Here is a 10,990-nt window from a genome sequence, read left to right on the forward strand (position 1 = left end):
TTCGTGGCGGCCTCGACATTGGCGGTACTGAATTAACTCGATTTAACGCGATTCGCAAAGCTCTTACGCAGCTTTTGCAGTTTCGGTGGGATTACCGCCATGCAGTAGCCGTTGCGCTGACCCGCGCCTTGCCAATAATCCTGATGATAACCTTCTGCCGCATACCACTCTTTCAGCGGCTCGATGGTGGTCACTACCGGATCGCTCAGATTCTCCTGCGCGCGCGCAATCGCGGCAATCGCTTCGGCTTCCTGCTCAGCATTCGCCGGGAAAATCGCAGAGCGATATTGGGTGCCAACATCGTTGCCCTGGCGGTTGAGCGTAGTGGGATCGTGGGTGGCAAAGCTGATATCCAGCAGATCGCCGTACTTCACCTGCTCTGGATCGAAACCGATGCGAATCGCTTCTGCGTGGCCGGTCGCACCGCTGCACACCTGCTCGTAGGTTGGATTCGGGCGTGCGCCGCCGGTATATCCACTCTCGACTGACTCCACGCCAATCACATCTTTAAACACTGCTTCAGTACACCAGAAACAGCCACCTGCGATCACCGCATATTCGGTTGCCATTATATCTACTCCTGTCAGGGCGAAAGAATCAAAGTGGGGGCAAGCCCATATCAATTCAAGCAGTTAAATTAACATTTCAGGCTTAAAGTCGCCGCGCTTGTCGAGCCGCAAATTGCTCATCACGCTGAAGCGTCCTTCGCCGGTGTAGTGCAGCGTCGGCGGAAACTCCGGCGTTTCCGCTACATGCGCTTTAACGATCTCAAAGATAAAGAAGTTGTAGTTATCTACCATTGAATCGTCATACAGCTGGCACTCAAAGCTGGCAAAGCAATCGCCGATTAACGGCGCATTGACCACGCTTGCCGGTTCGGGCGTCAGATTGAAGGCATCAAATTTATCGAGACGATCGCCGTGGCTGTTACCGATCGCCACCACGCTGTCCACCAAATTGGCCGATGGCACGTTAATCACGCACTGGCCGCTCTGTCGAATCAGTTCATTGCTGTAATTGCCGCCGGCAATCATGCAGCCAACCAGCGACGGCGAGAACTCCAGAATGGTGTGCCAGCCGAGCGTCATGATGTCGCGGTGATCCTCAAACTGTGAACTCAGCAGCACCACCGGGCCCGGCTCCAGATATTTCCGCGCTTTGCTCACCGGAAAGTCGATTTTATGCATCGGGATTCTCCTGTTGTAGGTACAGACACATTAAGTGTAGATGCCAGCCTTTACCGAGCCGAAAAATCGCGGCATGTTATCGGCTACCTCTTACCAACAGGCCAATAATATGAACAACATCCTGTGTCAGACCCTTAACCTTCGCTATCCGATCATTCAGGCGCCGATGGCGGGCGTCTCGACGCCGGAACTGGCGGCGGCGGTGAGCACCAGCGGGGCGCTGGGTTCGATCAGCGTGGGCGCTTCAACGCCGCAGCAGGCGGATAGCATGATCCGCACAACGCTCGCCCTGACAGCCGCGCCCATCAACGTCAACGTCTTCTGCCACGCGCCGGTGCAGCGCAATCCTCAGCAAGAACAGGCGTGGATCGCACGTTTCAAGCCGGTGTTTGCTCGCTATGAAGCGACACCGCCCGATGCGCTGTCAGAGATTTATCAAACGTTCGTGGATAACCACGCGATGCTGGAGGTCCTGCTGGACACCGCGCCCGCCGCAGTGAGTTTCCACTTTGGCTTGCCGTCCGCCGCTGTTGTGCAGCGCTTGAAAAGTCGCGGCATTATCACGCTGGCGAGCGCCACCAGCGTTGCTGAAGCAGGTGCCATCGAAGCCGCTGACATCGATTTTATTGTGGCGCAGGGTATTGAGGCGGGCGGGCATCGCGGGATATTCGATCCAGAAAATGACGATCAGCAGCTCAGCACCTTTACGCTGGTGCAGGCGATTCGCCGGGCGTCGCGGCTGCCGGTGATTGCCGCCGGCGGCGTGATGGATGGCGCGGGCATGGCTGCCATGCTCAAGCTGGGCGCGGCGGGTGTACAGCTGGGTACCGCGTTTATTCTGTGCCCGGAATCCGCCGCCAATGCGGCATACCGTCAGGCGCTGAAAAGCGCGCAGGCCAACAGCACCGAGATGATTGCCGCCATTTCTGGCCGATCGGCAAGATGTCTCACCAACGATTTTTGCCAGCTGGCGCGCGAGTTCGCGCAGGATGCCATTCCCCCTTATCCACTCACCTACGCGCTGGGCAAAGTGCTCGCTGCCGCCGCCGCCGCTAAAGGCGCGCACGGCTTTGGCGCGCAGTGGGCCGGGCAGGGCGCCGCGCTGGCGCGGGAAATGCCGGCGGCAGAATTAATTAACACGCTGGTGGCGGAGTGGCAGGCGGCGTAACGCAGCTTTTCTGCTGCGACCATCTCTATGGTTGAGGAGGCGATGATGACAAACCCAGCCGGGATAAATCCCGGAGAACAGGTCGTTTTATACGACGGCGTATGCAAACTGTGCAACGCGTGGGTGATGTTTCTCCTGCGTCACCGCATTCCACGCCATGTACGTTTTGCGGCGGTTCAGAGTGAGCAGGGGAAAGCGCTATTACGTTTTGTCGGTCTGCCAGATGAAGATATTCGCACCATCGTTTTGATTGATGGGCAAAATCATTGGCTCCGTGCGCAGGCGATTTTCCGCATCATGCAATGTATGCCGTGGCCGTGGCGCGTTTTGTCTGTCGTGAGGTTTATGCCTGACGTTATCAGCAATTATTGTTACGACCGCATTGCGCTAAATCGCTATCGGCTTTTTGGTCGCTACAACGAGCATTACCCCATTAAATCCGATTATCACGGACGATTTTTAGACCAGTAAAAATCGTCCGTTAATCCTCGAAGCGGTACTCTTGCTGCGTAATGGTTTTAGCCATCATCGATTTAATCCATTCTGTAGGTTCCCGTTTACCGCTGCGTTTGTGTGAATAGATTTTCACGGTGAACTTTGGCGCGGGAAACGGCAGCCTGAATGAGGTCACATCGGCGGCCTGTTTAATTTTACTGGCGACGAAGGATGGGATCGCCATCAGCAATTCACTTTCCGCGATAATAAAGGGCGCACTCAGCATTGACGGCGTTCTGATGGCGATGCGGCGTTTAAGACCCATGCGCTCAAGATGGGAATCCAGTAATCCCTGTTTTTCATTCCACGGCGTAACCACCAGATGCCCGGCGGCAAGATAGTCGTCAAGATTCAGACTGCTGCGTTGCGCATTGGCAATCACCATAAATTCATCACTGAATAAATCGGTCTCTTCCAGGTCGGGATGATGCATGCCGTCCGGCTCGCTAAAACTCAGCGCCATATCGATTTCACCCGCCAGTAATTCAATCAGCGCCGGATTGTGCGGCAAATGGCAGAGTTCAAAACTCAGATTGGGTGCCGTATGAGTCAGCGCATGCATCAGCCGCGGAAAGACACAAAAAGCGGTGTAATCCGTTACCGCAATTCTAAAACAGTCATCACTGGTCAACGGATCGAAAGGCTGCAGCGGACTGAGATGCCGATTTAACCCGGTTAACGTTTCGGCAATATAGGGCGCCAGCTGGCAGGCATAAACGCTGGGACACATTTTGTGGCCTTCGCGGTAGAACAGCGGATCTTTAAAAAACTCACGTAATCGGGACAGCGCGTGGCTTAACGCGGAGGTACTCAAACTGAGTTCAATTGCCGCCAGCCTGACCGAACGATGTCTGAAAACTGCGTCGAAAACGGGGAGGAGATTCAAGTCCAGTCGACGCAGAACATGATGCATGAAATTCACCTATCATTGATTTTATTGCACTTATTTCATCGAACAATACCCATTATGCTGAGCAGCATCAATCTGATTAAGTAAGAAAATAATGCATGAAGATTACTATTCGGCCAGCTAATCCTGAAGACGCGGACGCCATCTATGGCATGATTGCTGAGTTGTCGGTTTATGAGCATGGATTGCAGCAGTCATCAACTACCGCTGAAGAGATTAGATCGACGCTATTCAATTCCGAAAGTAACAGCGAAGCGTTGATGTGCGAGATTGATGGCATAACCGCCGGGTATGCAGTGATTACCCGCAGCTACTCGGCGTGGCTGGGGCGTCGCGGGCTCTATATGGAAGATTTATACTTCTCGCCCAATTTTCGCGGCCTCGGCGCAGGCAAAGCGCTGCTGCAGTACGTCGCGCAGCACGCGGTCAATCATCAGTGCAACCGCATTGAGTGGAGTGCGTTAGATTGGGATCAGTCGGCCAGAGAGTTCTATCTCAGTATTGATGCGCTGCCGTTAAATGAGTGGGTGCGTTATCGCCTTGACGGGGCAGCACTAGAGAAATTCGCCGCCGCCACGCCGCAATCGGTGCTGGGCCTGTAACGCATTCCGTAGAGTGCGCATTCATGCGCACCAGGTCACCGTCAGTTAAGAAAACCTTTTGCTTTAAATCCGGTGCGGGCTCTGACACATCTAGTGAGCCCTTTCAACCACACGCACGGAAGTATCAAAGCAGGCCGGGGACGCTTTTGGGCAGGCAATCCGCAGCGCTGAACGAAGAGAGGAAGCCAGGAGAGCCCGCAGGACGCGGGCGAAAGGCGGAGCCGGGACAGGGAAGTCCCGTCTCCGCCGGTCCGTCAGGCAGACGAGCGAAGTGAAGGTACCGCGTAAGCGGCGCGAGGACCGCCGGCCCAAAAGTGCCCCCGGCCAGCGCACACCTCGTTGGCTTAACGGATAAGCACTGGTCACCATAAATGGCGACCCTACGGATTTAAAGCGCTTGCAGGAACGTCAGCAGATCGGCGTTAAGCTGATCGGTATGCGTCACCGCAAAGCCGTGCGGTGCGTTGTCATACACTTTCAGCTGCGCGCCAGCGATCATTTCGGCGGCGACTTTCCCGGTGGTTTCGAACGGCACGACCTGGTCGTTGCTGCCGTGAATCACCAGCGTCGGCACGTCGATTTTTGCCATATCAGGACGGAAGTCGGTTTCCGAAAACGCGGTAACACAATCAATCGTCCCTTTTAGTGACGCCAGCAGCGCAATATTCAACGTCTGCGTCAGCGCGCCTTCTGAAACCGTTTGACCGGCGTTGGTGCCGTAAAACGGTGTGGCAAAATCACTGATGAACTGCGCGCGATCTTTACGCAAGCCCTGACGAATGCCTTCAAACACCGACAAATCGACGCCTGCCGGATAATCATCGGCCTTGCCGAAGATCGGTGTCACCGCGCCCAACAGCACTAAGCTATCCACGCGCGCTGTGCCGTAATTGTTGATGTAGCGCGCCACATCGCCGCCACCCATTGAGAAGCCCACCAGCGTCACGTTTTGCAGATCCAGATGGCTAATCAGGTCGTTAATATCCGATGCAAAAGTATCGTAGTTGTAGCCTTCCCACGGTTGATCGGAACGGCCAAAGCCGCGGCGGTCAAAAGCGATAACGCGATAGCCTTTCTCCGCCAGGAAATTCAGCTGGCTGTCCCACATATCCCCGTCGAGCGGCCAGCCGTGACTGAATAGCACCGGCTTGCCGGTACCCCAATCTTTGAAATAGATCTGCGTACCATCCTGCGTCTTAAATGTGCTCATGTTTCGGCCTTATTAATGTCGATGAATGAAAGCGCCTTATTCAGGTGCCACGAGATAACGAACTTCCGGAGCTGCAGTGCCTTGATGGAATCCCAGCACGCGGTTCTGAATCTTTTGATCGTTCATGGTGTAGCGCTCGCGCTGACGCAGATGCTCCATCCATGAGCCAACCACAAAGGTCTCGACAAACATGTCGGGTTGCAGCATGTCCTCATACAGAGACCAGTTCAGCGCGCCGCCACGCCGTCTGACGCGACGCATATCCTGCATGCACACCGCAAAGGCATGCGCATCACTGCGGTTGATCTGATAATGATAGCTGACCATCACCGGCCCGCGATCGTGACGAATCTCCAGCTCGGGCAAGGGATCGCTGACCGTGCTGAGGTCGAGGTTCAGATCCGGATCCTGATTCAGCCGCCAGCGCAGCACCGTCAGGCTCGCCAGCAGCATGCCGACAGTGGCGACAGTCAGTGACAATGGAATGCTGAATGTCGATGCCAGCTGTCCCCAAATGGCGCTGCCTAACGTCATCGAGCCAAAAAACACCGTCAGATAGACCGCCAGCGCCCGGGCTTTCACCCATTTGGCGGCACTGCGCTGCGCGCCAAGATTGAGGGTGGAAAGCACGGCAATCCACGCAAAGCCGGTAAAGAACTCGAACGCATTCAGCAACCAGAGGTGACGAATAAACGCCAGCGCCAGCAGAGTGATGGCAAACATCAGGCTCGCCAGCACCATCAGCTGATCGGGATTAAAGCGTTTGCGCATACGCGGCAACAGCAGCGCGCCGCAAATCGCGCCGATGCCGATGCAACCCAGCATAATGCCGTAGCCGCCGGGCCCGAGGCCCAGTTCGCGTCGAGCCACCAGTGGTAACAACGCCCAACCGGCACTACCAAACACAAAGAAAGCGATGGTGCGCACCAGCACATTGCGCAGTACCGGCGCAGCATGCACATAGCGCACGCCGGCGCGCACCGCCGGGAAGAAGTGCTCCGGCGGTAAACGCTGCACGCTGGGCTGTGCTTGCCACAGATACAGCACCAGAAACACGCCGAGTACCGAAAGCGCATTCAGCAGAAACACCATCCACGGACCGGCAAACGACAGAATCAGGCCGCCGAGCGCCGGGCCGATAGCGCGACTGATGTTAATGCCGAGCGAGTTAAGCGCAATCGCCGGGCCGAGCTCCTCCTTACTGACCAAATCCGGCACGATGGCCTGGAAGGGCGGAGAACTCATGGCCGCGCCGGTACTCAGCAGGAACGCCGCAATCAGCAGCACCATCGGTGTGACCAGGTCTGCCCAGGAAAGGAATGTCAGGCTCGCGGCGGCAATAAACACCCAGATTTGCGAGAACAGCAGGTATTTACGCCGGTCAACGATATCCGCCATTACGCCAGACGGCAGTGCAAACAGAAACATCGGTAAGCTGCTGGCGGCCTGCACCAGCGCCACCGAGAGCGGATCGGCGCTCAGTGTCAGCATGGTCCAGTTAACGCCTACGTCGTTCATCCATGAACCGACATTGGATACCACGGTAGCGATCCACAGCATGCGGAACACGCGCTGGCGCAGCGGCTGCCATGGTGAAACCGACTGCGAAACGGGCGGCAGATCCGCCTCGGGGATGTCATGAATGTCATTAACCTGCGCCATGAACAACCTCCGAAACGCCGCCAAACACGCGCCAGCGACCGGGGCCGGTCAGCGCCAGCGTGGTGAAAATGATCAGCAGCAGCCAGCCAAACTGTCCTTCCGCTATGCTCCAATTGGGGTGGACGAACAGCATCGCCACCAGCAGCACGCCGATAATCGGCAGGCAGGCGAGGCGGGTAAACACGCCGAGCAGGATAAACAGCGGGCAGACCACTTCAGCAACGATCGCCGCCAGCAGGCTGAAATAGGCACCCAGGCCAAAGGGATCCTCGATACGCGTCAGTTCTTCACTGAAATGGAACACCTTCGGCAAGCCGTGCACGTGCAACAACAGCAGGCAGCCGGTAAGGCGCAGGAAGAACAACCCCGCATCAATGCGAGGCGGCTGTGAGAGTGAATGTTTCATGGTTTAGAAGGCGAAGCAGCTGCAGCCGAGCGCGCCCCAGAAGGCGTTCTCTTCCGAAACCGGCAGGTTGGCGCCGCGCGCAATCTCGTGGGAATGCGTATGCACGCCGCACGGGCCGCTGCAGTGATGCGCTTGCTGCATCATGCCCACGCGTGTGGTGGCGGTCGGTGGCGCACTGCGATAGTGGCCGGGAACCTTGACCACCGGCGACCACTCCGGCAGCACCGGAATGAGGGGCGGCGCTTCCGAGCTGAAAGCGCCGGCGGCATAAACGATATTTCCGTCCACCACCGTCAGCACCGACTCAATGCCTTTGATCTCCTCTTCAGGCACGCTGAAGTAGTCTTTGCTCAGCACCACCATATCGGCCAGCTGACCGACTTTAATCTGGCCTTTTTTACCTTGCTCGCTGGAGAACCAGGCGCTGCCCTGCGTCCACAACATCAGCGCCGTATCACGATCGAGGCGCGCGTTGACGTCGTACATCTGCATCCCGCCCACGGTGCGTCCCGATACCAGCCAGTAAAGCGCGGTCCACGGGTTATAACTGGCCACGCGCGTCGCATCGGTTCCTAAACCCACCGGCACGCCGGTCTCCAGCATGCGCGCCACCGGCGGCGTATGGCGAGTGGCCTCAATGCCGTAACGCTCGGCAAAGTACTCGCCCTGGAACGCCATGCGATGCTGTACGGCAATGCCGCCGCCCAGCTCTTTGATGCGGTCAAGGTTACGCTGCGTCACGGTTTCGGCGTGATCGAAGAACCAGTGCAGGCCGTTGAACGGAATGTCGCGGTTCACTCTTTCAAACACATCCAGCATGCGGCTGATCGATTCATCGTAAGTGGCGTGCAGGCGGAACGGCCAGCGATGTTCCACCAGATGACGCACCACACGCTCCAGCTCATCTTCCATGCCGGGCGCCAGATCCGGACGCGGTTCGAGGAAATCTTCAAAATCGGCGGCGGAAAACACCAGCATTTCACCGGCACCGTTGTGACGGAAATAGTCGCTGCCCTGGCCCGGCGTCAGCATGTCGGTCCACTTCTCGAAATCTTCCAGCTCGTGGCCCGGACGTTGGGTAAACAGGTTGTAGGCGATACGCAGCGTCATCTGCTTTTTCTCATGCAGCTCGGCAATGACTTCGTAATCTTCGGGATAGTTCTGGAAACCGCCGCCTGCATCAATCGCGCTGGTCAGGCCCAGACGGTTCAACTCGCGCATAAACTGGCGGGTGGAATTGACCTGCTGCTCCAGCGGCAGTTTTGGCCCTTTCGCCAGCGTGGCGTAGAGGATCATGGCATTAGGGCGCGCAATCAGCATGCCGGTCGGGTTGCCATTGCTGTCGCGCTGGATCTCGCCGCCCGGCGGATTGGGCGTGTCTTTGGTGTAGCCCACCACCTTCAACGCGGCGCGATTGAGCAGGGCGCGATCGTACAGATGCAGGATAAACACCGGCGTATCGGGCGCGGCTTCATTGATCTCATCCAGCGTCGGCATGCGACGCTCGGCAAACTGAAACTCGGTCCAGCCGCCTACCACGCGCACCCACTGGGGTGACGGCGTGCGCAGCGCCTGTTCTCTCAGCATCCGCAACGCATCGGCGATCGAGGGCACGCCTTCCCAGCGCAGTTCGAGGTTGTAATTCAGGCCCCCGCGGATCAGGTGCAGGTGAGAATCATTCAGGCCGGGAATGGCGGTATGGCCTTTGAGGTCAATCACTTTGGTGCCTTCGCAGTGATGCTGCATCACGTCGGCCAGGCTGCCCACTTCGAGAAATTTGCCATCGCGCATCGCCACGGCCTCGGCAATTGGGTTGCCGCGATCGACGGTATGAAATCGCCCATTGGTCAAAATGATGTCTGCTTTGCCTAACGTAACCATAAAAGCTCCTGAATAAGAGGTCCTGCCAATTTCGCAGGTGAAATACTGGGTGGGATTATGTTCAGGCGGTGCGGAAAGCGTCTAGTTATACAAAAGGATAGGTATACCTTCGTATAGTTATACCTATAGATAATGGTTCGTGTGCCCAAAGGTTCTTACACTGCGCCCAGACATTCACCTCAATGGGCATACAAAAATGACAACCAGTAAATTAGAAGTACTGACGCCGCACAACTGCCAGATCATCTTTATTGACCAGCAGCCGCAAATGGCATTTGGCGTGCAGTCCATCGACCGTCAGGTATTGAAAAATAACGTGGTCGCGTTGGCAAAAGCGGCGAAGGTGTTCAACATTCCTACTGTACTCACCACGGTGGAGACCGAGAGCTTCTCAGGTAACACCTTCCCGGAGCTGCTGGATGTGTTCCCCGGCCAGGACATTCTTGAGCGTACCTCGATGAACTCGTGGGATGACCAGAAAGTGCGTGATGCGCTGGCGGCCAACGGTAAGAAGAAAATTGTGGTTTCCGGTCTGTGGACCGAAGTGTGTAACAACACCTTCGCGCTGTGCGCCATGCTGGAAGGCGACTATGAGATCTACATGGTGGCTGACGCCTCCGGCGGCACCACCAAAGAAGCGCACGACTATGCCATGCAGCGCATGATTCAGGCGGGCGTGATCCCGGTGACCTGGCAGCAGGTGATGCTGGAGTGGCAGCGCGACTGGGCGCACAAAGAGACCTACAACGCGGTGATGGATATCGCGAAAGAGCACTCCGGTGCTTACGGCATCGGCGTTGATTACGCTTACACCATGGTGCACAAAGCGCCATCGCGTCAGAAGAGCGAGCATCGCACGCTGGCACCGGTTGCTGCGCCCGTTCGCTAAATCGTCACCCAGGCGAGCGCTTACGGGCTCGCCTTTCTTTTTTCAAGGAGGACCGGTGAGTCCTTTACTGATTTCTCTGGCGACGGGTGTGTTTATCGGCCTGATTTACGCCTTGCTCAACGTGCGATCGCCGGCGCCGCCCGCCGTGGCGCTGGTGGGCTTGCTGGGCATGATTGTGGGCAGTTCGCTGGGTGGAAAATTGACGCATCCCGTAGCGCCCGTCGATAAAACCTCACGCGCGATGGCCGCTGACAGGCCGCTACCTCCCGCCACGCTCACCGCAAAACAGGCGGGTTGAACATGCTGAAAACCTATGCGATATCGCTCTCCGTCGGTATTTTAGTCGGGATCATTTATGCCGTTATCGACGTCAATTCCCCAGCGCCGCCCGTGATTGCGCTGCTTGGTCTGTTTGGTATGCTGGTCGGCGAACAGATTATCCCGCTGTGCAAGCGCCTGATTAACCGTCAACCGGTCACGCTGGCCTGGTTTCGTCAAGAGTGTGTGCCTAAAATCAGCGGCACGCCGCCATCGAGTGACAAAACCTCCTGAGGACGCGCCGCAGGCAGTGAATAATAAT

Annotated in this window: 13 protein-coding genes; 6 read left to right on the forward strand and 7 right to left on the reverse strand. The window is 56.8% G+C overall.

Annotated features, from left to right (window positions below):
- Window positions 1-32 precede the first annotated feature (32 nt).
- A complete protein-coding gene (gene msrA / locus K5Y32_RS03925; RefSeq protein WP_101760767.1) occupies window positions 33-569 on the reverse strand; it encodes a peptide-methionine (S)-S-oxide reductase MsrA in 537 nt (178 codons plus the stop codon).
- A 63-nt stretch (window positions 570-632) separates the two neighbouring features.
- Entirely contained in the window at window positions 633-1,187 is a 555-nt protein-coding gene (locus K5Y32_RS03930; protein ID WP_222181846.1) for a flavin reductase family protein, read from the reverse strand.
- A gap of 109 nt (window positions 1,188-1,296) precedes the next feature.
- Here K5Y32_RS03930 and K5Y32_RS03935 point away from each other — a divergent pair, with 109 nt between their 5' ends.
- Together K5Y32_RS03935 and K5Y32_RS03940 are read left to right on the forward strand one after the other, a co-directional pair.
- Window positions 1,297-2,355, forward strand: coding sequence for a nitronate monooxygenase family protein (locus tag K5Y32_RS03935; RefSeq protein ID WP_222182884.1), 1,059 nt, complete (start codon window positions 1,297-1,299; stop codon window positions 2,353-2,355).
- A 45-nt stretch (window positions 2,356-2,400) separates the two neighbouring features.
- On the forward strand, window positions 2,401-2,826 hold the full coding sequence (locus tag K5Y32_RS03940) for a DUF393 domain-containing protein (RefSeq protein WP_222182886.1): 426 nt from the start codon (window positions 2,401-2,403) through the stop codon (window positions 2,824-2,826).
- Between the two features lie 10 nt (window positions 2,827-2,836).
- On the opposite strand, the gene K5Y32_RS03945 is transcribed toward K5Y32_RS03940, so the two are convergent.
- A complete protein-coding gene (locus K5Y32_RS03945) occupies window positions 2,837-3,763 on the reverse strand; it encodes a LysR family transcriptional regulator (RefSeq protein ID WP_222181847.1) in 927 nt (308 codons plus the stop codon).
- Between the two features lie 95 nt (window positions 3,764-3,858).
- On the opposite strand from K5Y32_RS03945, the gene K5Y32_RS03950 reads away from it, so the two are divergent.
- Window positions 3,859-4,362: a GNAT family N-acetyltransferase gene (locus K5Y32_RS03950; RefSeq protein ID WP_222181848.1), complete on the forward strand. Its 504-nt coding sequence runs from the start codon at window positions 3,859-3,861 to the stop codon at window positions 4,360-4,362.
- A 388-nt stretch (window positions 4,363-4,750) separates the two neighbouring features.
- Here the strand turns inward: K5Y32_RS03950 and K5Y32_RS03955 are convergent, their stop codons facing one another.
- Genes K5Y32_RS03955 through K5Y32_RS03970 form a run of 4 tightly spaced genes read right to left on the reverse strand, consistent with a single transcriptional unit; the run spans window position 4,751 to window position 9,521 of the window.
- On the reverse strand, window positions 4,751-5,572 hold the full coding sequence (locus K5Y32_RS03955; RefSeq protein ID WP_222181849.1) for an alpha/beta fold hydrolase: 822 nt from the start codon (window positions 5,570-5,572) through the stop codon (window positions 4,751-4,753).
- Between the two features lie 36 nt (window positions 5,573-5,608).
- Window positions 5,609-7,234 (reverse strand): MFS transporter, encoded by a 1,626-nt coding sequence (locus tag K5Y32_RS03960; RefSeq protein WP_222181850.1) that lies wholly within the window; start codon window positions 7,232-7,234, stop codon window positions 5,609-5,611.
- On the reverse strand, window positions 7,221-7,640 hold the full coding sequence (locus K5Y32_RS03965; protein ID WP_110865976.1) for a DoxX family protein: 420 nt from the start codon (window positions 7,638-7,640) through the stop codon (window positions 7,221-7,223). The genes K5Y32_RS03960 and K5Y32_RS03965 overlap by 14 nt, the downstream gene beginning before the upstream one ends.
- A gap of 3 nt (window positions 7,641-7,643) precedes the next feature.
- Window positions 7,644-9,521 (reverse strand): amidohydrolase, encoded by a 1,878-nt coding sequence (locus K5Y32_RS03970; RefSeq protein ID WP_222181851.1) that lies wholly within the window; start codon window positions 9,519-9,521, stop codon window positions 7,644-7,646.
- Between the two features lie 196 nt (window positions 9,522-9,717).
- On the opposite strand from K5Y32_RS03970, the gene K5Y32_RS03975 reads away from it, so the two are divergent.
- The 3 genes from K5Y32_RS03975 to K5Y32_RS03985 are packed head-to-tail and all read left to right on the forward strand — an operon-like array spanning window position 9,718 to window position 10,962.
- Window positions 9,718-10,410 (forward strand): hydrolase, encoded by a 693-nt coding sequence (locus K5Y32_RS03975; protein ID WP_101760759.1) that lies wholly within the window; start codon window positions 9,718-9,720, stop codon window positions 10,408-10,410.
- Between the two features lie 55 nt (window positions 10,411-10,465).
- Window positions 10,466-10,708 carry a DUF1427 family protein gene (locus K5Y32_RS03980; protein WP_222181852.1) on the forward strand — a complete coding sequence of 81 codons (243 nt, stop codon included), beginning with the start codon at window positions 10,466-10,468 and terminating at the stop codon, window positions 10,706-10,708.
- 2 nt (window positions 10,709-10,710) lie between these two features.
- A complete protein-coding gene (locus tag K5Y32_RS03985) occupies window positions 10,711-10,962 on the forward strand; it encodes a XapX domain-containing protein (RefSeq protein WP_217546879.1) in 252 nt (83 codons plus the stop codon).
- The last annotated feature ends 28 nt before the right edge of the window (window positions 10,963-10,990 follow it).

This window comes from Pantoea sp. DY-15, from assembly GCF_019795935.1.
Classification (GTDB): Bacteria; Pseudomonadota; Gammaproteobacteria; order Enterobacterales; family Enterobacteriaceae; genus Pantoea; species Pantoea leporis.